General features: G+C 65.5%; 27 protein-coding genes and 2 pseudogenes. 10 read left to right on the top strand and 19 right to left on the bottom strand.

What is annotated here, in order from left to right; translation table 11 throughout:
* Nucleotides 1-3 precede the first annotated feature (3 nt).
* A complete protein-coding gene (locus TQ98_RS06945) occupies nucleotides 4-399 on the bottom strand; it encodes a DUF488 domain-containing protein (RefSeq protein ID WP_044871630.1) in 396 nt (131 codons plus the stop codon).
* 69 nt (nucleotides 400-468) lie between these two features.
* Here TQ98_RS06945 and TQ98_RS06940 point away from each other — a divergent pair, with 69 nt between their 5' ends.
* On the top strand, nucleotides 469-1,140 hold the full coding sequence (locus tag TQ98_RS06940; RefSeq protein WP_044871631.1) for a membrane protein: 672 nt from the start codon (nucleotides 469-471) through the stop codon (nucleotides 1,138-1,140).
* A gap of 87 nt (nucleotides 1,141-1,227) precedes the next feature.
* Nucleotides 1,228-2,226 (top strand): type I glyceraldehyde-3-phosphate dehydrogenase, encoded by a 999-nt coding sequence (gene gap, locus TQ98_RS06935; RefSeq protein WP_044871632.1) that lies wholly within the window; start codon nucleotides 1,228-1,230, stop codon nucleotides 2,224-2,226.
* Between the two features lie 2 nt (nucleotides 2,227-2,228).
* Here the strand turns inward: gap and TQ98_RS06930 are convergent, their stop codons facing one another.
* From TQ98_RS06930 to TQ98_RS06895, 8 genes are all read right to left on the bottom strand, one after another.
* A complete protein-coding gene (locus TQ98_RS06930) occupies nucleotides 2,229-3,113 on the bottom strand; it encodes a DMT family transporter (protein WP_242443060.1) in 885 nt (294 codons plus the stop codon).
* A 105-nt stretch (nucleotides 3,114-3,218) separates the two neighbouring features.
* A complete protein-coding gene (locus TQ98_RS06925; protein ID WP_044871634.1) occupies nucleotides 3,219-3,566 on the bottom strand; it encodes a Na+/H+ antiporter subunit G in 348 nt (115 codons plus the stop codon).
* A complete protein-coding gene (locus tag TQ98_RS06920) occupies nucleotides 3,563-3,832 on the bottom strand; it encodes a K+/H+ antiporter subunit F (RefSeq protein ID WP_044871635.1) in 270 nt (89 codons plus the stop codon). The genes TQ98_RS06925 and TQ98_RS06920 overlap by 4 nt, the downstream gene beginning before the upstream one ends.
* On the bottom strand, nucleotides 3,817-4,317 hold the full coding sequence (locus TQ98_RS06915) for a Na+/H+ antiporter subunit E (RefSeq protein ID WP_044871636.1): 501 nt from the start codon (nucleotides 4,315-4,317) through the stop codon (nucleotides 3,817-3,819). Before TQ98_RS06915 ends, TQ98_RS06920 begins: the two co-directional genes overlap by 16 nt.
* Nucleotides 4,314-5,813: a monovalent cation/H+ antiporter subunit D gene (locus TQ98_RS06910; protein ID WP_044871637.1), complete on the bottom strand. Its 1,500-nt coding sequence runs from the start codon at nucleotides 5,811-5,813 to the stop codon at nucleotides 4,314-4,316. Before TQ98_RS06910 ends, TQ98_RS06915 begins: the two co-directional genes overlap by 4 nt.
* A complete protein-coding gene (locus tag TQ98_RS06905; RefSeq protein ID WP_044871638.1) occupies nucleotides 5,810-6,145 on the bottom strand; it encodes a Na+/H+ antiporter subunit C in 336 nt (111 codons plus the stop codon). The genes TQ98_RS06910 and TQ98_RS06905 overlap by 4 nt, the downstream gene beginning before the upstream one ends.
* Complete coding sequence (locus TQ98_RS06900) at nucleotides 6,145-8,940, bottom strand: monovalent cation/H+ antiporter subunit A (protein WP_044871639.1); 2,796 nt, start codon at nucleotides 8,938-8,940, stop codon at nucleotides 6,145-6,147. The genes TQ98_RS06905 and TQ98_RS06900 overlap by 1 nt, the downstream gene beginning before the upstream one ends.
* A gap of 234 nt (nucleotides 8,941-9,174) precedes the next feature.
* A complete protein-coding gene (locus TQ98_RS06895; protein WP_044871640.1) occupies nucleotides 9,175-9,639 on the bottom strand; it encodes a membrane protein in 465 nt (154 codons plus the stop codon).
* Nucleotides 9,640-9,799: 160 nt separating this feature from the next.
* Between TQ98_RS06895 and TQ98_RS06890 the strand changes: the two genes are divergently transcribed.
* Nucleotides 9,800-10,039 (top strand): hypothetical protein, encoded by a 240-nt coding sequence (locus TQ98_RS06890; RefSeq protein WP_044871641.1) that lies wholly within the window; start codon nucleotides 9,800-9,802, stop codon nucleotides 10,037-10,039.
* A gap of 6 nt (nucleotides 10,040-10,045) precedes the next feature.
* On the opposite strand, the gene pdxH is transcribed toward TQ98_RS06890, so the two are convergent.
* From pdxH to dinG, 5 genes and pseudogenes are all read right to left on the bottom strand, one after another.
* The gene (gene pdxH / locus TQ98_RS06885; protein ID WP_044871642.1) at nucleotides 10,046-10,693 is read right to left on the bottom strand and encodes a pyridoxamine 5'-phosphate oxidase; all 648 of its coding nucleotides are present in this window, start codon (nucleotides 10,691-10,693) and stop codon (nucleotides 10,046-10,048) included.
* A 105-nt stretch (nucleotides 10,694-10,798) separates the two neighbouring features.
* Nucleotides 10,799-11,452 (bottom strand): annotated as a pseudogene (locus TQ98_RS06880) (OmpA family protein); the annotation flags it as partial.
* 133 nt (nucleotides 11,453-11,585) lie between these two features.
* Nucleotides 11,586-12,734: a serine hydrolase domain-containing protein gene (locus tag TQ98_RS06875; RefSeq protein WP_103103135.1), complete on the bottom strand. Its 1,149-nt coding sequence runs from the start codon at nucleotides 12,732-12,734 to the stop codon at nucleotides 11,586-11,588.
* Nucleotides 12,735-13,058: 324 nt separating this feature from the next.
* Nucleotides 13,059-15,257, bottom strand: a pseudogene (locus TQ98_RS06870) (beta-galactosidase); the annotation flags it as partial.
* Nucleotides 15,258-15,421: 164 nt separating this feature from the next.
* Nucleotides 15,422-17,566 carry an ATP-dependent DNA helicase DinG gene (gene dinG, locus TQ98_RS06865; RefSeq protein WP_044871723.1) on the bottom strand — a complete coding sequence of 715 codons (2,145 nt, stop codon included), beginning with the start codon at nucleotides 17,564-17,566 and terminating at the stop codon, nucleotides 15,422-15,424.
* A 99-nt stretch (nucleotides 17,567-17,665) separates the two neighbouring features.
* On the opposite strand from dinG, the gene TQ98_RS06860 reads away from it, so the two are divergent.
* The gene (locus TQ98_RS06860; protein ID WP_044871722.1) at nucleotides 17,666-18,130 is read left to right on the top strand and encodes a CopD family protein; all 465 of its coding nucleotides are present in this window, start codon (nucleotides 17,666-17,668) and stop codon (nucleotides 18,128-18,130) included.
* A gap of 33 nt (nucleotides 18,131-18,163) precedes the next feature.
* On the opposite strand, the gene TQ98_RS06855 is transcribed toward TQ98_RS06860, so the two are convergent.
* The 4 genes from TQ98_RS06855 to TQ98_RS06840 form a co-directional block, all read right to left on the bottom strand.
* On the bottom strand, nucleotides 18,164-18,925 hold the full coding sequence (locus TQ98_RS06855; protein WP_044871721.1) for a hypothetical protein: 762 nt from the start codon (nucleotides 18,923-18,925) through the stop codon (nucleotides 18,164-18,166).
* Nucleotides 18,918-19,193 carry a DUF1145 domain-containing protein gene (locus TQ98_RS06850; RefSeq protein ID WP_044871720.1) on the bottom strand — a complete coding sequence of 92 codons (276 nt, stop codon included), beginning with the start codon at nucleotides 19,191-19,193 and terminating at the stop codon, nucleotides 18,918-18,920. The genes TQ98_RS06855 and TQ98_RS06850 overlap by 8 nt, the downstream gene beginning before the upstream one ends.
* A gap of 125 nt (nucleotides 19,194-19,318) precedes the next feature.
* Complete coding sequence (locus TQ98_RS06845; protein WP_044871719.1) at nucleotides 19,319-20,047, bottom strand: OmpA family protein; 729 nt, start codon at nucleotides 20,045-20,047, stop codon at nucleotides 19,319-19,321.
* Between the two features lie 93 nt (nucleotides 20,048-20,140).
* The gene (locus TQ98_RS06840; RefSeq protein WP_044871718.1) at nucleotides 20,141-20,836 is read right to left on the bottom strand and encodes an OmpA family protein; all 696 of its coding nucleotides are present in this window, start codon (nucleotides 20,834-20,836) and stop codon (nucleotides 20,141-20,143) included.
* Between the two features lie 130 nt (nucleotides 20,837-20,966).
* Here TQ98_RS06840 and TQ98_RS06835 point away from each other — a divergent pair, with 130 nt between their 5' ends.
* Both TQ98_RS06835 and TQ98_RS06830 read left to right on the top strand, forming a co-directional pair.
* Entirely contained in the window at nucleotides 20,967-21,464 is a 498-nt protein-coding gene (locus tag TQ98_RS06835) for a DUF6231 family protein (RefSeq protein ID WP_044871717.1), read from the top strand.
* A 3-nt stretch (nucleotides 21,465-21,467) separates the two neighbouring features.
* Entirely contained in the window at nucleotides 21,468-21,938 is a 471-nt protein-coding gene (locus TQ98_RS06830; RefSeq protein WP_044871716.1) for a YchJ family protein, read from the top strand.
* A gap of 36 nt (nucleotides 21,939-21,974) precedes the next feature.
* Here the strand turns inward: TQ98_RS06830 and TQ98_RS06825 are convergent, their stop codons facing one another.
* Nucleotides 21,975-22,544, bottom strand: a complete 570-nt coding sequence (locus tag TQ98_RS06825) for a hypothetical protein (RefSeq protein ID WP_044871715.1) — start codon at nucleotides 22,542-22,544, stop codon at nucleotides 21,975-21,977.
* Between the two features lie 114 nt (nucleotides 22,545-22,658).
* Between TQ98_RS06825 and TQ98_RS06820 the strand changes: the two genes are divergently transcribed.
* The 4 genes from TQ98_RS06820 to TQ98_RS06805 all read left to right on the top strand — a co-directional run bounded on the left by TQ98_RS06820 (nucleotide 22,659) and on the right by TQ98_RS06805 (nucleotide 26,715).
* Nucleotides 22,659-23,159: an LEA type 2 family protein gene (locus TQ98_RS06820; protein ID WP_044871714.1), complete on the top strand. Its 501-nt coding sequence runs from the start codon at nucleotides 22,659-22,661 to the stop codon at nucleotides 23,157-23,159.
* Nucleotides 23,160-23,166: 7 nt separating this feature from the next.
* Nucleotides 23,167-23,361, top strand: a complete 195-nt coding sequence (locus TQ98_RS06815; RefSeq protein ID WP_044871713.1) for an SEC-C metal-binding domain-containing protein — start codon at nucleotides 23,167-23,169, stop codon at nucleotides 23,359-23,361.
* Between the two features lie 79 nt (nucleotides 23,362-23,440).
* Nucleotides 23,441-24,091: a glutathione binding-like protein gene (locus TQ98_RS06810; RefSeq protein ID WP_044871712.1), complete on the top strand. Its 651-nt coding sequence runs from the start codon at nucleotides 23,441-23,443 to the stop codon at nucleotides 24,089-24,091.
* A gap of 83 nt (nucleotides 24,092-24,174) precedes the next feature.
* Nucleotides 24,175-26,715: a penicillin acylase family protein gene (locus tag TQ98_RS06805; protein ID WP_044871711.1), complete on the top strand. Its 2,541-nt coding sequence runs from the start codon at nucleotides 24,175-24,177 to the stop codon at nucleotides 26,713-26,715.
* Nucleotides 26,716-26,831 lie beyond the last annotated feature (116 nt).

Genomic DNA, 26,831 nt, shown 5'->3' with positions numbered 1-26,831 from the left:
GTCCTACAGCTCGCCGGCGTAGCAGACCGGCGAGCTGGGCGGGCCGCTCCGTTCCAGCTCTTCCTCGAGGAATTCCGCCAGTACCACGGCGTTGTTGTGCACCTCATCCTTCGCCGCGTAGAGCAATGTCAGGTTGCCCTTGCGCGCCATCTCCAAAAGCCCCTGCCAGTGCTCGGGACGGGCCGCCAGTTCGGCGCGATAGAGCAGACGGAATTCGTCGAACAGCGCCGGGTCGTGGCAGAACTGCTTGCGCAGGGTGTCCGACGGCGCCACGTCCTTCAGCCAGGCCACCAGGCCCAGGGATTCCTTGCGGCAACCCCGTGGCCAGAGGCGATCCACCAGGACCCGCTGGCCATCGTGGGTTTCCGCCGTTTCATAGACACGCTTGTACTGGATCATCTGCACGCTCCGCGCTTGAGCTGGGCGCCCCGCACCGGTAACGTTGCCGCTCCCTGAAGGAGACCCCCGATGCGCCTCGCCCGCCCCCTGCTGTTCAGCCTCTTGCCCCTGTTCGGCGCCTGCCAGATGTTCGCCGAAAAAGCCCCTGCCCCCGCCGCCAACCTGGTGCGCCTGCAAGGTCAGCTGAGCGTAGACGCTGGCCAGGTCATGTTCAGCCCGTGTGGCGAGAAGCGCCGCTTCGCCCTGGTGGACAGTGGCGCCACCGGCCTGCTGCCCGAAGCGGCCAACCTCTCGGCCGATGGCCCCGGCCCCCTGTTCGCCGATGTCCGCGCCAGCATGGGCCCGAGCACGCTGCCCGGTGTCGACGGCCAGCTGGACTTGCACACCCTGTACCGCCTGCAACGGGAAGGCCATGGCTGCACCGACCTCAACTTCAAGCGTCTGCTCCTGCAGGCCAACGGCCACGAGCCAGACTGGAGCCTGAATGTCAGCGGCAAGGGCCTGGTGCTCGACCGTCCCGGCCAGCCCTCCCTGGCCCTGCCCTACGTCGAAGAACAATTGCCGGAAGGCCGCTTCAACCTCTCCAGCGAAGCCAACGGCCAGCGCCTGGAACTCTGGGTGGCGCCGCAACGCTGCGTCGACAGCATGAGCGGCGCGGTCCAGCACCTGAGCGCCGAGCTGCGCCTGGACGGCAAACCCATGCGCGGCTGCGCCTCCTTCGGCGGCGCTCGCGACAACTGATCCGGGATAGATTTCTCGTTCAACTCAGGGCGCCCTTCCGGACCTTCACCACTAAGCTGAGTGAAGGACAACAGGAAGGAGAACACCATGCTGCGTATCGCCCTGAATGGATACGGGCGCATCGGTCGCGCCTTGGTTCGTGCGCTGTTCGAGCGGGGTCTCGAACAGCGCCTGCGCATCGAAGCCATCAATGACCTCGGCGACTTCGAGTCGCTGGCCCACCTCACCCGATTCGATTCCACCTTCGGCCGCTTCCACGGCCACGTCGCCCTGCACGACGACCATTTGCAGGTGAATAGCCAGACCATCCGCCTGCTGCGTGAGCGCGACCCGATCAATCTCCCCTGGGACCAACTGGGCGTGGACCTGGTGCTGGAGTGCTCGGGCAAGATGAAAAAGCGCGCCCAGGTGGAACAGCACCTCACCGCGGGGGCCCCCCGCGTGCTGCTGTCCCACCCGCTGGACAGCGCCGACCTGACGGTGGTCTATGGCGTCAACCACGAGGCGCTGGGCAGCCAGCAGATCGTCTCCAACGCATCCTGCACCACCAACTGCCTGGCCCCGCTGGCACTGCTGCTGCACCGTGAGGTGGGTATCCGCAGCGGCCTGGTGACCACGGTGCACGCCTACACCAACGACCAGAACCTGCTGGACAAGAGCCACGGCGACCTCTATCGGGCCCGCGCGGCGGCGCTCTCGATGATTCCCACCAGCACGGGAGCGGCCAAGGCCATCGGCCTGGTGTTGCCGGAGCTTGCGGGCCGTCTGGATGGACTGGCGGTACGGGTGCCGACGCCAAACGTGTCCCTGCTGGACCTGAGTTTCATCGCCGAGCGCCCCACCAGTCGCGAGTCCATCAACAGGGCCCTGGAGGCGGGAGCGCGTGATTTGCCGCCGGGCGTGATGGAGTGTAATGCCTTGCCGCTGGTGTCCAGCGACTTCAACGGCCACCCGATTTCCTGCGTGGTGGACCTGAATCACACCCGGGTGCAGGGGGACCTGGTGAAAGTGCTGGCCTGGTACGACAACGAGTGGGCGTTCGCCAACCGGATGCTGGACGTGGTGCTGGCCTGGCTGAATCCCTAGCGCTAGTCCAGCACGCCCGCCGGGGCCGGGGCGGTGCTGCGCCACTGGCTCAGCGCCACCCCGACGAACACCAGCCCGGCGGCCAGCAACTGCATGCCGCCGAGCCGCTCGCCGAGAAAGCCCCAGGCCAAGACCAGCGTAAAGACCGGAATCAGGTTGATGAAACTGGTGGCCTGGCTGGCAGGCAGCCTCGACACCCCGAAGTTGTAGAGGCCGTATGCGCCCACCGTGACCAGGGTGCCGAGGTAGATCATGGCGCCGATGCCCAGCGGGCTGATGGTTTCCGGCAGCGGAGACGTGACCCAGGCCAGTGGCAGGAAGAACACGCTGCCGACGAAGGCCTGCATGGCCGTCAGGAAGAATGCCGAGTAGCGCGCGGTCAGGTGCTTGAGCAGCAGCGTGTAGCCCGTCGCGCAGAGCATGGCGAGAAATTCGTAGAAGTTGCCCAGCAGCGGCTGCGGCGCGTGGCTGTCGGATTCACCCGCCAGGCTCAGCCAGACGGCGCCGATCACCGCGAGCAGGAAGCCGGCCAGGGTGCTGCGCGTGATTCGCTCATGAAGCAGCGCATAAGCACCCACCGCCACCAGCAGCGGCAGGAGCGCGGTGATCATGCCGGCCTGGGAGGCGCTGGTGTGTTCCAGCGCCAGGGCCTCGAAGATGAAGTAGAGGCAGGGCTCGCAGGCGGCCAGGCCCAGCAGGTACTTCCAGTCGCCGGGGCGGTAGTCGAGGGCGCCACGCCAGCGCCAGGCGCAGAGGAACACCACGCTGCCCAGGGCCATACGGGCGAAGATCACCCAGTGCGGCGCGACCTCGCGGAAGGCCAGCTTGAGGGCGATGAAGGAGCTGCCCCAGATGGCCATGGCCAGCACCAGGCAGGCTACTGCCATCAATCGACCCTGCTGCGCCATTCACCACCTCCCTGTGAAAAACCGGAGTCTAGGGGGATGCCCGCCTCGATAGCCAGGCACAGCGAGGGGGAAAAACTGTAGCGCTCACTGGTCCCAGGGTTTGCCGCGGGTCTTGCTGTCTACCGGCAACTGCTGCAGCACCGCTGCCTTGGTCAGCATGTAGGCGCTGACCGGGGCGCTGATGAAGAGGAACAGGCTGATCAGCAACTCGTGCAGGCTGAGGCCGTCGGGCCCGGCGGAGAAGAACACCAGGGACGCGATGACCACGCCGCCCACCCCCAGGGTGGTGGCCTTGGTCGGGCCGTGCAGGCGCATGAAGAAGTCCGGCAGGCGGTAGAGGCCGATGGCGCCGATCAGCACGAAGAGGCTGCCGAGGATCAGCAGCGCCGAGACGAGGATTTCCGCCCAGAGGGCCAGGGGTTCGCCGGTCATTCGATGATGTCTCCGCGCAGCATGTACTTGGCCACCGCCACGGTGCTGACGAAGCCCAGCACCGCGATCAGCAGCGCCACTTCGAAGAACAATTCGCTGCCCTTCCAGATGCCATAGAGCACCAGCATGGCGATGGCGTTGACGTAGAGGGTATCCAGGGCCAGCACCCGATCCGGCAGGCACGGCCCCTTGATGAGCCGGGCCAGGGTCAGCACCAGCGCCAGGCCCAGCATGACCAGGCAGAGCGGGATCACGAAGCCGAGCATGGGAAGATCTCCTTCAGCGGCGCCTCATAGCGCGTCTTGATCTCGGCCACCATGGCGGCCGGGTCCGGAACGTCCAGACCGTGCACCAGCAGCGTCCGGCGGTCAGCGCTGAGGTCGGCGGCCAGCGAGCCGGGGGTCAGCGACACCACGTTCACCAGCACACTGATGGCCAGCTCGTTGTCCAGATCGATGGGCACTTCCACGAAGGCCGGGCGCAGCGCGTCGATGCGGCCCAGGGTCAGGCGCGCCACCTGAAAGTTGGCCACCACCACATCGCCGATCACCATCAGCAGGAAGCGCAGCAGCTTGAGCGGGCGCCAGCGTTTCGGCCGCTCGATCAGCAAGGGCTGGAAGCAGAACGGGATTACCCAACCGAGGAAGGCGCCCAGCAGCCACTGGCCGAAGGCGAAGGAGTCCACCAGCAACAACCAGACAACCAGCAGCAGCAGGCTTTCGGCGGGATGGGGAAAGAGTCGACGCATCATGCTCCAGCCTCCCCGACGATCGAGCGATAGAGCGTCAGGTCATGAAGTTGCGCAGCGCTGGCCTGCGCGTACTCCAGCAGCGGCTGGGCGAAGGCCACCAGTACCAGGCTGCCGGCCAGCAGCAACAGGGTCGCGAAGAGCCGGCCGCCGTCCAGTTCGGCACTGCCCAGGACCTGGTGGCCAGTGCGCCAGAACAGGGTGCTGCCGGCGCGGCTCAAGGCCACCAGGCCGACGAAGCCGCCGATCAGCAACACGCTCCACAGGGGCAGCGCGCCACCGCCGGGCGGTGCCGCCTGGAGCAGCAGGAGCTTGGCGAAGAAGCCTGATAGGGGTGGCAGGCCGGCCACGGCGATGGCGCCGAAGAAGAAGGCCGCGCCAAGGATGCCGGGGTTCTGCAACGCGGGGCCCTGCACCAGCGCGCCAGCCTTCTCGCCGCGCTGGCGACTGACCAGGTCGGCGAGCAGGAACAGCGCACCGGCCACCCAGGTGCTGTGCAACAGATAGAAAAGCGCCGCGCCTTGGGCTTCGGGAGTTCCCAAGGCGATGGCCGCCAGCAGGGTACCGGCGGACACCACCACCAGATAGGCCAGCAGACCCTGAAGGGTGGTCGCGGCCAGTGCACCCAGGGCACCGAGGATCACGGTGGCCAGGGCCAGCGGCCAGAGCCAGGGCTGGGCCAGGTTGGCCAGTTCGCCCGCCTCGGGGCCGAAGACCAGGCTGTAGACCCGCAGGATGGAGTAGATGCCCACCTTGGTCATGATCGCGAAGAGTGCCGCCACCGGTGCACTGGCCGCGGCGTAGGCGCGGGGCAGCCAGAAGTACAGGGGCAGGAGCGCCGCCTTGAGGGCGAACACCAGCAGCAGGACCAACCCGGCGGCGGCCAGCACAGGCGCGTTCTGCGGACCGGCCGCGGCCACCCGGCTCGCCATGTCGGCCATGTTCAGGGTGCCGGTGATGCCGTAGAGGGTGCCGACTGCGATCAGGAACAGCGCCGAGCCGGCGAGGTTGAGGATCACGTAGTGCAGCCCCGCCCTCACCCGCTCCGCACCGCCGCCATGCATCAGCAGTGCATAGGAGGCGATCAGCAGGATCTCGAAGAAGACGAAGAGGTTGAACAGATCGCCCGTGAGGAAGGCACCGTTGATGCCCAGCAGCTGGAACTGGAACAGGCCGTGAAAGCGCAGGCCGATGCGGTCATCACCCCGTACGGCATAGAGCACGGCGCCACTGGCCAGCACGGCAGTGGCCAGCAGCATGAGTCCGGTCAGGCGGTCCAGCATCAGCACGATGCCGAAGGGTGGCTGCCAGCCGCCGAGGGCATACACCCGCAGCTGGCCGTCGCCCGCCTGCTGCATCAGCAGCAGCGCCAGCGGCACCAGAGCCAGGGTCGCGAGGACCGACACGGTGCGCTTGAGGCGCTCGTTGGACGGCAGCACCAGCAGCAGGGCACCGCTGAACAGTGGGATCAGGATGGGCAGGATCGACAGATGGGTCATGGCGCCGACTCCTGGTCGGGGCGGCCATCCACATGGTCGCTGCCCAGGTCGCCGATGCCACGCAAGGCCAGGACCACCACGAATGCGGTCATGGCGAAACCGATGACGATAGCGGTGAGCACCAGGGCCTGCGGCACCGGATCGGCGTACTGGACGTCCCGCCCGAGCACCGCGGCCTCGCCGGCCAGGCGGCCCATGGCGAAGAGGAACAGGTTGACGGCATAGGACAGGAGGGTCAGACCCAGCACCACGGGGAAGGTCCGCCCGCGCAGCAGCAGATAGACACCACTGGTGGTGAGCAGGCCCAGGGTCACGGCGAACAGCGCCTCCATCAGTGAATCTCCTTGCTCGCGGCCGGGGCCAGGCTGACCCGCCCCAGGTTGACCAGCACCAGTTGGGTGGAGCCGACGACAGTCAGGTACACGCCGAGGTCGAACAGCATGGCGGTGGCCAGTTCGAATTCACCCACCAGCGGCAGCTCGAAGTGGCCGAAGGCGGAGGTGAGGAAATTGCGCCCGAAGGCCCAGCTGCCGAGGCCGGTGAGGCCCGCGATCAGCACCCCGGCACCCGCCATGCGCTGGTAGTTCAGGTTCATGCGCTGCTCCACCCAGGCAATGCCGCTGGCGATGTACTGCAGCACCAGGGCCACGGCGGTGATCAGGCCGGCGATAAAGCCGCCGCCCGGCAGGTTGTGCCCGCGCAGGAAGATGAACACGGAGATCAGCAGCGCCAGGGGCAGCAGCAGGCGCGACAGGGTTTCCAGCACCAGCGGGTGCTTGGCGTGGGCCCAGCGCCGACCCTGCGGGTCGCACGTGGGATTGGTCAGGCGCAGGCCGGAGAGCATGGCGTAGATGCCCACGGCGGCGATGGCCAGGACGGTGATCTCGCCCAGGGTGTCGAAGCCTCGGAAGTCCACCAGGATCACGTTCACCACGTTGGTGCCGCCGCCACCGGAAACGGCATTGGCGATGAAGAAGTCAGCAATGCTGGCATAGGGACGGGTCAGCACCGCGTAGGCCAGCAGGGCCACCATCACCCCGGCGCCGCTGGCCAGGACGAAGTCGCGCAGGCCACGCAGGCTGGAGCTCTCTCCCGGCGTGCGCGATGGCAGGTAGTAGAGCGCCAGGATCAGCAACACCAGGGTCACCACTTCCACCACCAACTGGGTCAGGGCCAGGTCGGGAGCGGAGAAGCGGGCGAAGGCCAGGGCCACCAGCAGACCGGCGACACCGAGGATCATCAGGGCAATCAGCCGCTGGCGATGGAAGATCGCCGTCAGCACGCCGGCCAGGGCCAGCACCACCAGGCCGAGGGCCGTGATGCCGTCCAGCGGCGTCAGCGTTCTTTCGCCGGCGATCTGCGGCAGCGGTGCCAGGGATAGCGCCACCAGTACCACGGTCGAGCCCAGCAGCCAGGCCAGGTAGCGCTGCAGGGAACCATTTTCCAGGTGTTCGGTGATCCAGCGGGCCGCCTGGGTGGAGCGCTGCACCTGCTGTTCGAAGACTTCCTTGGCGTCGGTTTCGGGCAGGCCGGCATACCAGCGGAACAGCGGCTTGCGCAGGACATAGACCAGCACGCCACCCACCAGCGCCACGAAACTCATGGCCAGCGGCAGGTTGAAGCCGTGCCAGATGGCCAGGCTGTATTCCGGCAGCTGGCCGCCAAGGCTGGCTGCAGCGGCCGCCGCCAGCAGCGGGGCCACGGTGAAGCCGGGGAACATGCCTACCAGCAGGCAGAGGAACACCAGGATTTCCACCGGCACCTTCATGTAGCGCGGCGGCTCATGGGGCGGGAACTTGGGCAGGGAAGCCGGCTCGCCGTTGAAGAAGACGTCATGGACGAAACGCAGCGAGTAGGCCACCGAGAACACGCCGGCCAGGGTGGCAGCCGCTGGCACCACCCAGCTGAAGCTACCCAGCAGGTCCTGCTGCAGGGTTTCGCCGAAGAACATCTCCTTGCTCAGGAAGCCGTTCAGCAAGGGCACGCCCGCCATCGCCAGGGACGCCACCATCGCCAGCACCGCGGTGTGCGGCATGTACTTCCACATCCCGTTTATCAGGCGCATGTCGCGGCTGCCGGTCTCGTGGTCGATGATCCCGGCGGCCATGAAGAGCGACGCCTTGAAGGTCGCATGGTTGATGATGTGAAACACCGCCGCGACGTTGGACAGCTGCGAATCCAGGCCGAACAGCAGGGTGATCAGGCCCAGGTGACTGATGGTCGAGTACGCCAGCAAGCCCTTCAGGTCGTGCTGGAACAAGGCCATGCCGGCGCCGATCAGGAGCGTCGCCAGGCCGCTCAGGCTGACCAGGTAGAACCAGAGATCGGAACCGGCCAGCGCCGGGTAGAGGCGCGCCAGCAGGAACACCCCCGCCTTCACCATGGTGGCGGAGTGCAGGTAGGCGGACACCGGCGTGGGCGCCGCCATGGCGTGGGGCAGCCAGAAGTGGAACGGGAACTGCGCGGACTTGGTGAACACCCCCAGCAGAACCAGTATCAGGGCCACCGGATAGAGGCTGTGGGCGCGGATCTGCTCACCCGCCGCGAGCACCTGGCTCAGCTCGAAACTGCCGGCGATATATCCCACCAGCAGCACGCCGGCGAACAACGCCAGACCGCCACCGCCGGTCACGGCCAGGGCCATGCGTGCGCCCTTGCGGGCGTCGGAGCGGTATCCCCAGAAGCCGATCAGCAGGAACGACGAGAGGCTCGTCAGCTCCCAGAACACCAGCATCAGCAGCAGGTTCTCCGACAGCACCACGCCGAGCATGGCGCCCATGAACAGCAGCAGAAAGGCGAAGAAACGCCCCATCGGCTCTTCGGTCGACAGGTAGTAGCGGGCGTAGAGGATGACCAGCAAGCCGATGCCGAGGATCAGCAGGGCGAACAGGAAACCCAGGCCGTCAAGACGCAGGCTGAAGCTCAGGCCGAAGCCCGGCAGCCAGGGCATCACCAGTTTCAGGGTCTCGCCAGCGAAAACGTTATCGGCCTGGGCCAGCAGCAGGCTCAGGCCGATCAGCGGCACCAGCGCGGCAACGCCCGCGCAAGCGGTGCGGCCATGGCGCTCGGCCAGTGGTGGAAGAAGGGCCCCAAGAAAGGGCAGCGCGACGATGAGCGCCAATATCATCCATAACTCCCCTAGGTCAGCGCCATTTCCTCCCAAGTGCTGGAAATGGCAAGCGAAAAAACCTGGCGATTATCCATTACTATCGATTGATACCGATAGATTGAATTATTTCAAAATTCTAGTAATGCCGGGAAACGCCCAGCCCAGAGCGCGACAGGCCAGCGGCACTGTCGCCCTCTTCGAAAGGACTGGGGAAAAACAGAACAAGCTGTCCCGATCGGGACAAGCTTAGCTTCAGTGGGCGACGCGGCTGGTGCCGTTGACCGTCATGATGCGAACACGCTCGCCCACGCGGAAGACTTCGTTGGGCTGGACTTCCTGGACGTAGGCGCGCATCGAGCCGTCGTCCTCACGCACGGTGATCTCCACACCCTGGGTACGGGTGAAGCCTTCCTCGGCAGCCGCGCCCAGGAGACCGCCGGCGACGGCGCCGACCACCGCGGCAACCGCGCTGCCCTTCCCCTGACCGATGGTGCTGCCGCCGATACCGCCGACCACCGCACCGGCACCGGCCCCGACCGGCGTCTTGGTGCCTTCGATCTTCACCGGACGCAAGGATTCGATAGTGCCCATGCGCACGGTCTGTACTTGACGAGCCTCATCGCGGGAATAGGTGTCACCGGTCAGACTCGACTGACAGCCACCCAGCGCCAGTGCCACTGCCGTGAACGAGGCAACCAGCAGAACGGGTTTACGCATAGCATTTCCTCCAGATTGAGATACCTATCAATTAGACTCCGCGCCGCCGAGACTGTCACCTGACCGGACAGACTGCTCAGCGTCCAATCAGCCACATTTTAGTTTTCTGACAGCGGCCAAGGAATCGTCCTACGCCTTCCCTGTCACCAAAGGTTAGCCCATGGACTATTTCATCATCGTCGTCACCACCGCCGCCGGCCTGTATTTCCACTGGTGGATCTACGTACGCATCAAGCGCTGGATGGACCGGGACCTGGCGCTTTCCCTGGCCGGTAGCGACACGGCCAAGCAGACCTTCATGCTGGAGCAGTTGGCTCGGGCGAAGGAGACGGGTGTCAAGCGGCGTCAGTTGCCTGACTGGCTGCACCAGGTAGCCGACAGCTATCGGGCGCAGGACTGACCGGTTTCAGGGGGCCAGGCGCTCCCGCACCCAGGCTCCATTCTCCAGGCGGTAATTGAGGCGGTCATGCAGGCGGCTCGGCCGACCCTGCCAGAACTCGATACGCTCGGGCAGCAGGCGATAGCCGCCCCAATGGGGCGGACAGTTGGGCGCCTGGTCGAGGAAGCGCTGTTCGGTTTCCGCCAGCAGGGATTCGAGCTCAGCGCGATCGCGGATCACCTGGCTCTGGGGCGAAGCCCAGGCGCCCAGCCGGCTGCCCAGGGGCCGAACCTGGTAATAGGCATCGGACTCGGCAGGCGTCACCCGCTCCACCCTGCCCTCGATGCGGACCTGGCGCTCCAGGGCCGGCCAGAAGAAGGTCATGGCGGCAAAGGGATTGGTGGCGAGCTGCTCACCCTTGGCGCTGTCGTAGTTGCTGAAGAAGGTGAAGCCTCGCTCGTCCAGCCCCTTGAGCAGCAGCACCCGGCAATGGGGGCGGCCCTGGGCATCCACTGTAGCGAGGGTCATGGCGTTGGGCTCGACCGGCAGTTGCTCGGTCTTCACCGCATCCCCGAACCAACTCTGGAACAGGCTGAAAGGCTCAGCGGGCGCATTGTCCTCACTGAGCCCGTCACGGGTGTAATCGCGGCGCATGTCGGCCAGGGTCTGAGTCATCTCGGCAATTCCTTGTCTGCTGGGTCCTTCAGCTTACCCAGATCCGGTTCAGCGGGCTTGACCTGTAGCAGCTACCTTGGGCTGCTCGGGCTTCGCCGGTTGGCTGTACTTGGCAATCAGCGCCTTCAGGGTTTCCTGCGGGGTGAGCAGGATTTCCACGCGGCGGTTCAGTGCCCGCCCCTGCTGGCTGTCGTTGGCCGCGCGCGGCACGTCCGAGCCCACGCCCTTGAGGGACAGACGATCACGCTCCAGGCCGCTCAGGCGGAAGATGGCCGCCACTGACTGGGCGCGCTCCTGGCTGAGCTTGCGGTTGGCGTCTTCCTTGCCGGAGCTGTCGGCATGGCCCAGCACCAGTACGCCGGTCCTGGGGTCGCCTTCCACCAGCTTGGCCACGCGGGTAATCGGGCCCAGGGTGTTAGGGAGCAGCATGCTCGGACGGTCCGGGTTGAACGACGGGTCCACCGGCAGGCTGACCACCAGCACGTTCTCGCGGCGTTCAACCTCCAGCTTGCTGCCCTTCGCCGCCTCGCGCAGGCGCGGCTCGTATTCGTCCAGCCAGGCCTGGGTCCGCTTCTCGTCGATCTTGGTTACCGACTTGTCCGCGGCTTTTTCCTTCTTGCTTCCAAACGACCACCAATTGGAGCTGCTGGTGGCCTTTTCTTCCGGCTTGGCGCCAGCGTCCCCCTTGTCATGGCCGTACATGCTGCAGCCGGAGGCTGCAAGGCAGAGGAGCAAGGTGGACGTCTTGAGCAGTTTCATGTTCGCGATACCCTGTGAACCGAATGACCCGTGCCACCCGCAAGTGGTGGCACTTCACTTTCATGGCGAGGCTTAAATTTTCTCTCCAAGCCGTTCTTGCGCCTAGAAAAAATCTGTTGGACTGACCAGCGGCTCAGTCCAGGCAGCCCATGACCACCCGTGCCAGTTTCTGGGCCCGAGGGTCCATCAGCACGTAAGGGCCGAGCGTGTTGGTGACGAAGCCGAAGGCCAGGTCCCGTTCAGGGTCGGCGAATCCAGTGGAGCCACCAGCGCCGGGGTGGCCGAAGGTGTAGCGACCCAGGCCATAGGTGGCATTGCCCACGTCCGGTTGGTCCAGCATGCAGCCAAGGCCGAAGCGGGTAGCGGTCTGCAGCGTGAGGTCCTCACCCTGGCAGTGCTCCCGGGTCAGCTCGGCAAGCAACTCGGCGTCCAGCAATTGGCCATCCAGCAGGGCCGCATAGAAGCCCGCCAGGCTGCGCGCGTTGCCGTGACCATTGGCGGCCGGTTGCTGCATGCGCCGCCATTCCGGTTTGTTGGTGCTGGTCATGATGGACGGCGGATTGGTGAAGGCGCGGGTGCTGAGGGAATTCGGCTCGGTCATCATGCACTTCAGCAGGCGCTGAGCCGCGGCATCGCCCAGATTGCCCTTGGCACGGGCGATGTGGGCAACACGGTGGAATTCCTCGTCCGCCAGACCGACGTGGAAGTCCAGGCCCAGGGGCCTGGCGACGCGGGTCACGATGGAATCGCCGGGCGCACGGCCGTCGGCACGGCGGATCAGCTCGCCCACCAGCCAGCCGTAGGTAATGGGGGCATAGCCATGGGCTTCGCCCGGCGTCCACCAGGGTTCCTCGGCGGCGAGGGCGGCGGTCATCGCGTCCCAGTCGTAGAGGGCCTCGGCAGGCAGCGCAGCGCGGATTGCCGGGAGGCCCGCGCGATGGCAGAGCACCTGGCGAACGCTGATCTTCTCCTTGCCGGCGGCGGCAAACTCCGGCCAATAGCGCGCAACAGGGGCGTCCAGGTCCAGCTTGCCCTCCCCCACCAGCTGCAACAGGGTCACTGCGGAGAAGGTCTTGGTGCAGGAGAAGAGGTTGAGGATTGTGTCGCTCTGCCAGGCCTGCTGGCCGTCCTTGTCGGCCACGCCGGCCCAGAGGTCGAGCACGGTTTCCCCGCCGATCTGCACACAGAGGGCGGCGCCGCGCTCCTGCGGATCGTTGAAGAGGTCGGCGAATGCCTCCCTCGCCGCTTCGAAGCGCAAGTCGAAATAGCCCTGGATCTGCACCGGCATGCTCCTGAAAAAATGGAGGCGGCATTGTTCCAGCCTTGCCGCCCCTTGTGAACCGTGCGGAAGACGGGTTGCCCGTCAGGGCTTCCCGGCGTCCTCGTCCGTGGCGGTGGAGGGCTGGGCCGGTGCTTCCGGCTGCGCCGCTTCCGCCTCCGGCTGCTCGGCCTCAGGTTTTTCAGCTTCTGGTTTCTCAGCGGCCTGCGCATCCGATGTGGCAGGTTTGGCCTGCTGGGCGGCCTCGTCCGGCTCGGCGGGCTTCGCCTCGCTGGCAGGTTCAGGCTGCTTGCCAGCGGCCTGCGCCGGTTTCGCGGGTTCGGCCGGCTGCTTGGCTTGGGCGGTCTGAGGTTCGAGCGGCTTGTTGATGCTGTCGACCAGCGCCAGGTTGGCCTTGCGCACCGTCTCCACGAAGCCCTGCCAGGGACGGTCGGTGATGCCCACCAGGCCAAGGTGGCCGTTCTCGCCATCCAGCAGACGGCCGGTGGCGGGCTGGTCGAGGTACTGGAACCAGTGAGCGCCGACGATCAGCGGCTCTTCGGCGGCCTTTTTAAGGTAGTTGGCGTAGGCCGCACCGCGCTCTTCTTCCTTGTAGACCTGAGTCACACCGCCCCAGAAGGGACCGCGATCGCGGGATCCGAAGTGGAATTCAGTGATCAATACCGGCTTGTCCAGCCGGCGCAGCAGGTCCATGTCCAGCCCTTGCTCCGGCTCGCGGGTGTAGCGGTTGAAGCTGATCACGTCGCAGTACTGGGCGCAGGACTCGATGGCCTCGGGCACGGTGGCGGCGAAGCGGCCACCTAGCAGCATGTGGTTGGGCGCGTGCCACTTCAGCGAGTCGGCGATGGTCTTGAAATAGGTGTCGGCGTAGAAACGCTGGAAGCGCTTGAGGTCTTCCTCGATGGCCGGGTGCTCAGGGTTCGGCAGCGGCGGCTCGAACCCCGGGTCCTCCATCAGTTCCCAAGCCTGCAACTCGATGCCCCAGGCTTTGGAGAGGCCCTCCTGGTTCCGGTACTTGTCCCGCAGTTGTTTGAGGAAGGCGCGCTTGGCCGGCACGTCGGTGGTCAACCGCAAGGTGCCGTAGGCCAGGGCATAGCGGGCCTTCGGGTCATCACCATGGCCACCCCAGGCCAGTTCATTGTCGGCGAAGAAGCCCAGCAGCCAGGGATCGTCGCGATGGTCTCGCGCCGCAATGGCAATGGTCCGCTCGGCCGCCATGGCGAAGCGTGGGTCGAAGGGGTCGGGCATGCCGCCCCACCAGTCGAAGCCGGTCTTGATGGTGGCGAAGTCGCCGTGGATCGACAGCGGCAGGGTGTAGGGCATGCGCTTGCTGTTACTGAAGTCCGGGTCGCTCCAGTTACCCACCGTGTTGAAGCCCCAGGCCTTGAGGCGGTCCAGGCTGTGGCCCACCCAGCGCTGCCGGTCATTGCCACCGTAGGTGCGCTCCAGGTTGGCGCCGTAGAAGTCGTACCAGCGCCCCTGGTTGAAGGCACGGCCCTTGTTGGCGTCGGTCTCCGCGCGGTCATCGCCTTTGCCGAAGTGGGTGGCGAGCGGCTCGTTGTCCTTGGGCAGTGCCTTGAACATGGCCTCGCGGCCCTCGACATAGGTCTGGCTCAGGTCGGGAGTCACGGCGTTGACCCCCAGAGAGAAGAACGGATGGCCCTCCGGGGTGACCAGGAACCAGCGACCGCCGCGCTTTTCGGTGCGGAAGAAGCCGCTGGCCTCGAACGTCTCGCCGCCCAGCAAGCCACCGTAGGCATCCTGTTGCGGAAGCTTGGCGGTCCAGTCGGCCAGTTGCTTGGCTTCTTGCTCGGCGCTCTTCTTCAGTTGCTCGTCATTCTTGACCTTGCCCGGCCAGTCGGCGCGAGCGTATTGGCCGTAGGCATCCATCAGGCCCTCGTAGAGGGATGCCTGCTGGTTGTCCTCCACAGTACCGAAGCGGCCGAGCAGCACGTTCTGGGCAGCATTCGGCTGGTTCAGGGAGAGGGTCACGGAGGCGACCTTGCTGCGATCCAGCTCGCCATTGACCAGGGTGGCCGGCAGCCAGCGCTGGCCATCACGAGTCCAGGGCACCGGCGGTGCCTCACGCATCCCGTGGGCATTGGGCGAGGTGGAAGCCAGCGGCACCAGCAGGGTCTGTGCCGGACCGGCCGGCAGCGCCACCTGAGTGGTCAGGACCTTGCCGTCGGTACTTTCAATAGCGACGTCCAGGGTAATGGCCCAGTCCTGGGCGCTCTGGATGCGCAGGCTCATGGCCTCGGCCTTGGACCAATCCCAAGTGCCGCTCTGCGGAGTCAGGCGCAGGCTGGGCTTCTCGGCTGCGTTGAAGGTGAGGCGGCGAAGAATCTCGCCATTGGCCGTGGTTTCGGCGGTCACGCTCGGCAGGTTGGCGTCCTGGGTGGCTACCTGGACGGCGTCCATTGGGCGGACGAAGTTGAACAGGGTCTCTGCCTGGGCAGCCAGGGGGATTCCCGACATCCCGAGGAGGATGGCCAGGACGAGGGGGCGTTTGGATGTCGAAAGCATCGGACCGGAGTTCCCAAGAGAATGCTGTGCATAGACCGCAGGAAATTCGTCTCTCGCCATGGAGCCGACGAAATGAAGCGGACCACGCGGAGGCCGAGGGGCCCCCGCAAAAACCCCGGCATCATCGCAGATGGGGGGCGCACAGCGTCAAGGGCGAGCCGCCGTCAGGCTATTTCGCGACGGAAGGGCGGCAGGGCATCGAGGATGGCACGGCCATAGCGCTGGGTAACCACGCGCCGGTCCAGCAGGGTGATGGTGCCCCGGTCAGACTCGGTGCGCAGCAGGCGACCGCAGGCCTGCACCAGGCGCAGCGAGGCGTCGGGCACGGCGATTTCCATGAAGGGATTGCCGCCGCGGGCCTCGATCCAGTCGGACAGGGCCGCCTCCACCGGGTCATCCGGGACGGCGAACGGAATCTTGGCGATCACCACGTGTTCGCAGTAGGCACCCGGCAGGTCGACACCTTCGGCGAAGCTGGCCAGGCCGAAGAGCACGCTGGACTCGCCATCATCGACTCGCGCCTTGTGCTTGTTCAGGGTCTCCTGCTTGGACAGGTTGCCCTGGATCAGCACCCGCTTACGCCAGTCGCGATCCAGGCCTTCGAAGACATCCTGCATCTGCCGACGGGATGCGAAGAGCACCAGGGTGCCGCGCGCGCCTTCCACCAGTGCGGGCAAGTCGCGGACGATGGCCGCGGTATGGGCGGCGGCATCGCGGGGGTCGGCCTTGAGGTCCGGTACCCGCAGCAAACCGGCATCGGCATGCTGGAAGGGGCTGGGGACAACGGCTGTGACGGCGACCTTCGGCAGGCCGGCGCGCATGCGGAATCGGTCGAACTTGCCCAGGGCAGTGAGGGTGGCGGAGGTCACCAGGGCACCGTAGGCGACGTTCCACAGGTTCCGCCGCAACGTCTCGGCCGCCAGGATCGGGCTGGCATTGACCTCGATGTCATGCAGCGCACCGCTCTCGGCCAACGTCAGCCAGCGCGCCATGGGCGGGCTGTCCTCCGGGTCTTCAGCGGTGAAGGCCGTCCAGAGCTCCCAGTTGCCCTGGGCGCGTGTCAGCAGGCTGCCGAACAGCGGGTACCACTCCTCTGCCTGATGGCTGGCGACACCAATGCTGGCCTCGCCGTCCATGGCTTCCTTGAGCAGTTCGGTCAACCGGGTGAAGACGTCGTTGAGCCTGGAAAAGCCTTTCTTCAGCTCGATGCCCAGCTCCCGCAGATGCTCGGGTACAACGCCGGCATCGAAGCGGTGACGGGGGCGGTCGCGGCCTTCCATGTCCTCACCGGCGCGGAAATCGGCGATCTCCTCGCAGGCGTTGAACATGAACTGCTGGTGGGTACGGATTTCCCGCGCCAGTTCCGGCACGCCTTCCACCAGACGGCCAAATTCACCCGGCAGCGGATTCTGCGCCAGCAGCTTGGTGAGGTTCTTGGCTACCTGCTCCAGCCAGTCGGCGGTGGAGCGCAGGCGGGTGTAGTGGGCGAAGTGGCCGATGGCCTTGTCCGGCAGATGGTGGCCTTCGTCGAATACGTAGAGGGTGTCGCGCGGGTCCGGCAGCACCGCACCACCACCCAGGGCCAGGTCGGCCAGCACCATGTCGTGGTTGGTGACGATGACGTCCACCTTGGTCATGCCTTCCCGCGCCTTGTAGAAGGCGCACTGCTGGAAGTTCGGGCAGTGGCGCTTGGTGCACTGGCTGTGATCGGTGGTGACCCGTGCCCAGTCCTGATCCTCGATGGCCTCGGGCCAGGAGTCGCGGTCGCCATCCCAGCGATTGCCGGCAAGGCGTTCGATCATCTGGTTGAGCAGTTTCTGACCCTTCTCGTCGACGTCGATGCTGAAACCTTCATCGGCAAACAACTGCGCGGTGGCGCTCTGGGCCTGGCCTTCCTGCAACAGCATGTCGAGCTTGGACAGGCACAGGTAGCGGCCACGCCCCTTGGCCAGCGCAAAGCTGAAGTTGAGGCCGCTGTTGCGCATCAGGTCGGGCAGGTCCTTGTGGACAATCTGCTCTTGCAGGGCGACGGTGGCGGTGGCGATCACCAGGCGCTTGCCAGCGGCTTTTGCTACGGGAATCGTCGCCAGGCTGTAGGCCACGGTCTTGCCGGTACCCGTTCCCGCTTCCACCGCCACCACGGCAGGCTCGCCCTCACGGTGCCCTTCGTCATCCATCGGGATGGCACCGAGGACCTTGGCCACCTCGGCGATCATCAGGCGCTGGCCGTAGCGGGCCTTGAGCCCCTTGGCTTCGAGAAAACGGCTGTAGGCGCCCTGGATCTGGGACTTGAGTTCGGAGCTGAGCATGGGAAATGGCGGGGCCGGAACGCTGGATAAATTTTCAGTACTTTAACAGGCCGGCTATCATAGCGCGCCTTCTTTTCCCCGCCGAATGGAGTTGACCGGATGACCGCCCACGCCGCCCTTTACGCCCTGCACCTGCTGGCCGCCCTGATCTGGGTCGGCGGCATGTTCTTCGCCTGGATGATTCTCCGGCCGGCAGCCGTGACCACCCTGGAACCCCCGGCGCGCCTGCGTCTGTGGCTCGAAGTGTTCCGTCGCTTCTTCCAGTGGGTGTGGCCGGCGGTGCTGGTGCTGCCCTTCACCGGCGTCGGCATGCTGCACCTGTCGTTCGCCAGCCTGGAGGCGGCGCCGCGCTATGTGCACATGATGATCGGGCTCTATATCGCGATGCTCGCGCTCTTCGTGCGGGTCAGCGCCCTGCTGCTGCCCCAGCTGCGCGCGGCGGTGAATGCCGAAAACTGGCCGGAAGGTGGCGCGGTGCTAGGCCGCATTCGCCGCGTGGTGGGATTCAACCTGCTTATCGGCCTGGCGCTGGTGACGGTCGTCGCGATCCGCCTCAGCTTCTGAAGCTGGCGCACGTCCTTGTGCGCCTTCGCCGAATCAGAACCGAATGACCTTGAGGCTGCCGGAATTGCCGGCAGCACCGGCCCGGCCGGGTTGCCCGGCGCGGCCATCAGCCGCGCCATCGGCTTTGTAGACCAGGCAGCCCTTGGCAGACCCGCCGTGGCCACCCGCACCGCCCTCGCCCGCCGCGCCGCCAGCACCACCTTCCAGCCGTACACGAACCAGCTCGACCGGGAATTCCGCCGGCACTTCCAGGCGGACCTGACCGCCCGCACCGCCCGCCTGACCGTCGCCACCGGGCTGGCCATCCCAGCCGCGGTCCGCCTGGCCCCAGATGCACCCGGCGGCGTCGCCATCGGCGCCATCCAGCCCTTGATAACCGGGGGCGCCGATGCCGCCGCGCACGTCCAGGGTCATCTCGCTGACTCGCACATCCACCAGCCGCAGATTGAGATTTCGGCCGGGGCTGGCCGGCTTGCTCATGCTGCCGGCCGAGCCGGATGCCGTGATGTTGCTACCGGTGCCGATCTCGCCCCGCTGCACTTCAAGGCGGAATTCCTGCTCCGATGGCGCGATGCCGAGGCGCGCCTCGCGCCCCATGTGCAGCTCGCCAATACGCAGTTCGGTCACGCCCGCCGGGATCAGCAAGGTGGCGTAGTCGGCCACTTCGACCTGATCGAGGCTGAGGCTCCCGGCCCGGGACGGCAGCTTGAGGAAATTGTGGGCATCCACCTTCACCTGGTTCTGAGCCAGGGCAACAGGCGCGGTCAGGGCCGCCAACAGGCAGAGCTTACGCATGGTGTGCCTCCTTGGCATGGCGCGGAATGCTGAGCAGGTGGAAGACACCGAACAGGAGCAATTGCAGGCGATCCACCCAGGGCCGGGCGCGACCGCGCAGCAACGAATTGAACATCAGGATTTCGAACAGGTGCACCAGGATCAGCAGGATCGCGGCGCCATTGAGCAGCATCTCGAAAGGCGTGGCGAAGGGTGAAACCAGATTGATGATCACCACCAGCCAGAACATCAGGGCAACCACCTTGCCCAGCTCCATGAATACTCGCATGCCTCCCCTCCTGGCATTGTTTTTAGGTGTGCGGAACATACGCTTAAGCCCGGCGGCGCACCAGAGCGCCGCCGGGAAAAGCGCGGGGCCGGGGACAGCCCCTACACATTGGGTAACGAAATCATTCAGCGATCGACGCGGATTTCTACGCGGCGGTTCTGCGAGCGCCCTGCATCGGTGCCGTTGTCGGCCACCGGCTGGCTCTCACCCATACCCTCCGTGGACAGCTTGTCGGGAGGCACGCCCTGGCTCGCCAGGAAATCCGCCACACTTTTCGCTCGTCGCTCGGAAAGCCGCTGGTTGTAGGCATCCGAGCCCTTGCTGTCGGTATGTCCGATCACTTTTACGCTGACCAGGTTGGCACTGGTCAGGCGATTGGCAACGCCAGCCAGTTGGTCCTTGGCGTCCGAAGTCAGCTCCGCGGAGTCAAACGCGAACAGCACGTTGCCCATGTCGCTGAGTACGATCACCTCGTCCTGGGGCGCCGCCGGTGCTTCGGCAGCAGGCGCTTGGGGATAAGTCCGCTCCGGACATCCATTGACGTTGACCGGCTTGCCGGCCGGCGTATCGGGGCAGGTATCACGGCGATCGAATACGCCATCGCCGTCGGCATCGCCATCCTGGGCATAGCAGATCAGACCACCAGCTATGGCACCAGCCGCGGCGCCACCAGCCGCCCAGGCGGAACTCTCGATGGCACCCAGGCCACCGCCAACTGCGCCGCCAATAAGACTACAAATTGGCCAATTCCCTTGATTGAGCGCAGCACTGCCATCACTGGACGTGGCGCAACCGGAAAGGAAACTGCTGACCAGAAGAAGTGAAATCGCAACTCGGGGAAGTTGCTTGTCCATGATGATTCTCCTGTGCCACCGGCCACGCCGGTACCACAGGAGTAAAGACCGGAGGTCCACGGCGCACAAGGCGTGCGCCGTGGAATACCGGGATCAGCGGTCGATCTGGATTTCCACGCGGCGGTTCATCGCGCGGCCGTCCTTGGTGGCGTTATCGGCTACCGGTTGGCTTTCCCCCGCGCCATTGACGCTCACGATGCTGGACGCCGGGATGCCACTACGAACCAGGTAGTCGGCCACCGCTTGGGCGCGGCGTTCCGAGAGTTTCTGGTTGTACTTGTCGGAGCCGACACTGTCGGTGTGACCCGTCACGGTCAGCTTGGCATTCGGTGCTTCGTTCTTCAGGCGGGTGGCAACGTCATCCAACTTGGCCTCGTCGGCCGGGTCCAGCTTGGCGGAGTCGAAGGAGAACAGCAGGTCACGAACGACGATAGTCTCGTGCTCGACCACGGCCGGTGCTTCAACGACCGGAGCTTCAACCTTGATCGGGCAGCCATCGGCGTCCACCTTGGTTCCAGGCGGGGTGCCGGGGCACTTGTCGCGGCTGTCAAACACGCCATCACCGTCTTCGTCACCATCGCCGTGAACCCAGCAATAGGCGGCCCCTGTGCCAGCGCCGATCAGCGTGCCCCACCCAGCCCAGGTGGCGCTCTCGATCGCACCCAGCCCTGCACCTACCACACCCCCTACTGCTGCGCATGTGGGCCAGTCGGTTTTCTGCAGACCGGAGCAACCGGTCAGAACGCTGGTCACTAGTACAAGGGGTAAAGCTGTCCGTGTAATGCTCATAAGCGAGTCTCCTCTAATAATCGGCCCATACCGACACTTAGGGAGTAAAGACGCCAGCTTTGGAAACCGCCAGCACTAGGCCATGACTCGCCTTCAGGCTAGTCTTGCCCCACCTGTTCGAGGATTTTCGATGACTGATAGCTTCTCTTCCCGCACGCCCCAGCAAGCCCTTGCGGCGCTGCTCGAACGCTACGCGCCCAAGAGCCTGCTGCTGGTGGGCAACAGCCCACTCCCGGCCCTCGAGGCATTTGCGGCTGCCCACCCGGACAGCGAGGTGGTGCAGGTTTGCGCTGGCCCGCTGCCGGCTGAGCAAGCCGGACGCCGCTTCGACCTCGCACTCCTGGCAGACTGCCTGGAGCACCTGCCCAAGCGCACCGGCCTGGAGCTTCTCGGCGGCATCCGCAACCTCAACGCGAGCCGCGTGGCCGTGCTGGCGGACCTTGGCGCCTGCGGCTGGCAGGACACCGACTTCTTCGCCCTGGCCCTGCAAGCCAGCGAGCGTTTCCGCCGTGAGGAGCAGACCCTGACCCTCTTTACCTACGACCTGCGCGAATACAAGCAGGTCCCTGACTGGCTGAACGCCAAGTTCTGGGCCAATCCGCAAAACTTCGGCAAGTACTGGTGGTAATCCATGAGCACTGCGATCTGTCCCTGCGGTAGCGGCAACCTGCTCGACGTCTGCTGCGGCCGCCACCACGCGGGCCATCCCGCCGCCAGTGCCGAGGCACTGATGCGTTCGCGCTACAGCGCCTATGTGCTGGGTCTGGTGGACTACCTGGTGGAAACCACCCTGCCCGCCCAGCGTGCCGGCCTCGATGTGGAGGCGATCCGCGCCTGGAGCCTGTCCAGTACCTGGCTTGGGCTGGAGGTCGAAAGCCATGAACTGCTGGGCGGCCAGCCGGAGCATGCCTTCGTCACCTTCATCGCGCGGTGGCACGATCAGGGCGGCGAACACAGCCATCGAGAGAAGTCGGCATTCGTCCAGGCAGGGGGACGCTGGTATTTCCTCGACCCGACGGTTCCGCTCGATGCCGGCCGCAATGATCCCTGTCCGTGCGGCAGCAGCCAGAAATTCAAGAAGTGCTGTTCGAGCTACCTTTGATGCAAAGCAAGAGGCCCGCACGATGCGGGCCTCATTCTATTTGCGCTCTTCCAGGCGCAGGTGCGAAGTGTCAGGGGCCGGCTCCGGTGGAGGCGTCTTGGCCTGGCCCATGTCACTCCCGACAGGCGCCACGCTGAAGCTGGAGAAGTCGAAGTCCAGCGGCGGTGCCTCTGGTCTGGCGTCCTGAAGGTCGGCGCCTACCGGGGCGATGCCGAAATCCGGAGCGTCCACCCCAACGAAGGCAGCCATGTACTCATCTCGGGGGGTGACCTTCAAGCGACCGTGAGTCGCCACGGGGGCCGGTGCCGGAGCTTGCACCGGCTGGGGCCGGGGGTCGGGTTGAGGCGGCGGCGCCAGTTCCACTTCCTCGATTTCCGGTTCCATGGACAGCACCTCGACCAGCGCTCCGGCGCGCTCCAGGGTGGAGCGGTACTTCTCGGCTGAGGCTTCATCGAGGTTGTTCTTGAGGATCACGCGCCGCCCGGAGAAGAGCATGGCGATCCGTTGGGCATCGGCCTGGAACAGTTTGGCCATGTTGGCTTGCACCAACTCCAGCCGCGCCCCGGGAACCAGCTTCCCGGAAAAGGCGATCTCGTAACGACCCATTGGTCACACTCCTGTCCGAATTGCTCAGCAGTATGGCGCAGGTTTTTTTCAGGCCACAACAGCTTGCGGCCGAGCAGTTGCTTGTTACACTGGAGCTTCACTTGGAGTATTGCAATGTTTTCCCAGGCGCAAACGATAAGAATTCTCAGCCTACTGTTTATCTTCGCCCTTCCTCTTTCGGGCCTCAGCGGATGCTCTACCTGGTTCAGCGATGGTTTCCAGGATCCTGACGTCCGACTGATCAAGGTGGACGTGGTACGTGCCAAGCTGCTGGAACAGCAGTTCGTGCTGCGTTTTCGCATTGACAACCCTAATGACGTCAACCTGCCGGTGCGCGGACTGGTCTACACCGTGCACCTCAACGACGTGAAGCTCGCCTCGGGCGAATCCAGCACCTGGTTCACCGTGCCCGCTCGCGGCAGCCAGACCTTCGACGTACCGGTGCGCACCAATCTCTGGCGGCACATGAAGTACATCGTCAAGCTCCTGGAAAAGCCCGACGAGCCCATCAAGTACCGCCTCGACGGCGAAGTGAAGACCGGGTTGATGTTCGGCAAGAGCGTGCACCTCAGCCGCAATGGCGAGATAATCCCCGGCAGTTACATCCCGGAGTAGAACCTTCATGAGTCAAGAACCCCACGTCCATGGTCCGAACTGCAACCACGACCATGACCACGATCATCACCACCACGTGCACGGCCCGCACTGCAACCACGGCCATCAGGAGCCGGTGCGCAACCCGCTGAAGGAAGTGGGCCGCAACGATCCCTGCCCGTGCGGCAGCCAGAAGAAGTTCAAGAAGTGCCACGGCGCCTGACGCCCTCCGCACTCCTCCAGGCCCGCCAAGTGCGGGCCTGTTCGTTTCAGGACCGTGAGAAGTCCCCCGGAGCCTCCCGATGATCGACCTCTATTACTGGACCACGCCCAACGGCCACAAGATCACCCTGTTCCTCGAAGAAACCGGCCTGCCCTATCGCCTCCACCCGATCAACATCGGCAAGGACGAGCAGTTCCAGCCCCACTTCCTGAAGGTCTCGCCGAACAACCGCATTCCCGCCATCGTCGACCATGAGCCGGTCGACAATGGCGACCCTATTTCCCTGTTCGAGTCCGGCGCCATCCTCCTCTATCTCGCGGAGAAGACCGGCCGCTTCATCCCCCAGGACCTGCGCGGCCGCCAGGAATGCCTGCAATGGTTGTTCTGGCAGATGGGCGGCCTCGGCCCCATGGCTGGCCAGAATCACCACTTCAACCGATTCGCCCCGGAGAAGCTGCCCTACGCCATCCAGCGCTATGTGAAAGAGACCGCACGCCTCTACGGCGTGCTGGACAAGCGCCTGGCCGACCGCACCTTCGTCGCCGGCGACGACTACAGCATCGCCGACATGGCCATCTATCCCTGGATCGACCGCCACCCATGGCAGGACCAGAACCTGGACGACTTCCCCAACGTCAAGCGCTGGTACCAGGCCATCAAGGATCGCCCAGCCACCACCCGCGCCTACGCCCTGGTGGAACAGGTCAATCCGGCCGCCGTGAAAAAGTAGGCCGGGCGGCGCTTGCACGGCGCGGGGCGGCTCACTAACGTAGCGCGTTTGATCCGATGCCCCCTCTCAGGAGAGCCCGTTCCATGGCTTCGCCAGCCTATAAGCGCTTCCTTCCCCGGTTCTGCGTTGCCGCCGCCGCTGGCGCCATGATCGGCCTCAGCGGCTGCCAGTCCTGGCTGGACAGCCGCTATTCCAGCAGCCTGCCGCCCACCTCCGGCTTCCAGCCGGTCAAGGGCCTGGCACAGAGCGTCTCGATCCGCCGCAACCCGCTGGGCATGCCGCTGATCGAAACCACCACCTTCCACGACGCCCTGTTCACGCTGGGCTATGTCCACGCCTCCGATCGCCTCAGCCAGATGGTGGGGATGCGCCTGATGGCCGAAGGTCGCCTGGCCGAGATGGCCGGCCCCGGCGTGCTGGAGATCGACCGCTTCATGCGCGCCGTGAACCTGCGCAAGAGTGCCGACATCCTCTACAAGAACGCCTCTCCGCGCCTGAAGGAATTCTTCGCGGTCTATGCCCGTGGCGTGAACGCCTACCTCTACCGCTACCGCGACAATCTGCCGATGGACCTGGCCGAGTCCGGCTACAAGCCGGCCTACTGGAAACCGGAAGACTCGGTGCTGGTGTTCACCCTGCTGAATTTCGGCCTCTCGGTGAACCTCCAGGAAGAAATCGCCTCCCTGGTGATGGCGCAGAAGGTCGGCGCCGACAAGCTGCCCTGGCTGACCCCCGTCTACCCGGATGAACCGCTGCCCTTCGAGGAAGCCGAAAAGCTCAAGGGCCTGCAACTGGGCGGGCAAATCCCCGGCCTGACCGCGCTGAGTGACACCACCAGCCAGATTGCTGCCCTGAACATGCTGGGCGTCGCCGCTTCCAACAACTGGGCCATTGCCCCGCAGAAGAGCCGTACCGGCCGCAGCATCCTGGCCAACGACACACACCTGCCCATTTCCATGCCTTCGGTGTGGAACTTCGTGCAGATCCGCTCGCCGAAATTCCAGGCCGCGGGCGTCTCCGTCGCCGGTGTACCGGCGGTGGTGGCCGGCTTCAACGGCAAACTGGCCTGGGGCATGACCATGGTCATGGGCGACAACCAGGACCTCTTCCTGGAGAAGGTCAAGCGCGAGGGCAACCGCCTCTACTACCAGTCCAATGGCAAGTGGGTGCCCGCCAGCGAGCGCATGGAAACCTTCTTCGTCAAGGGCGAGCGCCCAGTGCGCGAAGTCATTTACGAAACCCGTCATGGCCCGCTGCTGAACTCCGTCCTCGGCCCGCGCAAACATCCCCTGCAGCCCATGGAGATCAAGAGCGGCTACGGTATCGCGCTGCAGACCAGCCAGTTCGAAGCCGACCAGTCCCTGGACGCCTTCTTCGCCCTGTCCCGTGCCCAGTCCGTGGAAGAGGCCCACGAGGCCACCCGCGCCATTCGCGCCGTGGGCCTGAACATCCTCTACGCCGACGCCAAGCACATCGCCTGGCAGGTCACCGGCCGCTACCCGAACCGCCGCGAAGGCCGCGGCCTGCTGCCCTCTCCCGGCTGGGATGGCCGCTACGACTGGGATGGCTACGCCGACCCCATGCTGCACCCCTATGACCAGGACCCGGCCCAAGGCTGGCTGGGCACAGCCAACCACCGCACCGTGCAGGGCGGCTATGGCGTGCAGCTGTCCAACTCCTGGTACTACCCGGAACGCGCCGAGCGCATCGCCGAACTGGCCGGCAGCGGCAAGCACGACTGGCAAAGCATGATCGCCATGCAATACGACCAGACCAGCCCCTTCCCGGCCAAACTCAAGTCGATGCTGAAGGACCCGGGCATGGCGCAGCCGCTGAAGACGGCCATCGACGCCCTGCCCCCGGCCGAGCGGGCCAAGGCCCGGGAAGGCCTCGACCGCCTGCTGGCCTTTGACGGTCGCCTCAGCCCCACCTCGGCGGACGCCGCCTACTACGGCGCCTTCCTCCACGAAAGCGCGCGGCAGATCTTCCTCGACGAACTGGGCCCGGAGACCAGCCCGGCCTGGCGTGCCCTGGTGCAGACCGCCGACCTCTCGTACTCCGCCCAGGCCGACCATCTGCTGGGCCGCGTCGACAGCCCGTTCTGGGACGACATCGGCACCCCGCAGAAGGAAGACAAGCCGGCCATCCTGGCCCGCAGCCTGGCCAGCGCCGTGACCTTCGCCGAAAGCCGCCTCGGCGCCGACCGCAAGGCCTGGCAGTGGGGCAAGCTGCACACCTACGAATGGGTCACCGAAAGCACCCAGTTGGCGCCCTACATGAGCGCCAGCCAGCGCACCAGCCTCAACGCCCTGAAGGGCTACCTGGACCGTGGCCCCTACCCGGCCGGCGGCGACCACAGCACCCTCAACGTCTCGGCGTACCACTGGGGACAGGGCTTCGACACCTGGCTGATCCCGGCCATGCGCATCATCGTCGACTTCGGCCAGCCTGAACCCATGATCGGCGTGAACAGCTCCGGCCAGTCCGGCAATCCGGCCAGCCCGAACTACGCCGACGGTATCGATGCGTGGCTCAAGGCGCGCTACATGAAGTTCCCGTTCCAGCCGCAGAACCTGGATTCCATCTACGGCACCAAGCGCCTGATGCTGACGCCGCAAAAATGATTCACAGGCGGCGGAACTTCCCGCCGCCCCACCAATCTGATCCGGTGGACTTACTCCATAGATCACATTTCAAGGCGCCCCCAAGGCGCCTTTTCTTTTGCCTGCGATTCGGGGGC

The sequence above is a fragment of the Pseudomonas sp. LFM046 genome, from assembly GCF_000949385.2.
In the GTDB taxonomy this organism is placed as follows: Bacteria; Pseudomonadota; Gammaproteobacteria; order Pseudomonadales; family Pseudomonadaceae; genus Metapseudomonas.
This window is presented reverse-complemented; position numbering and strand designations above follow the sequence as displayed.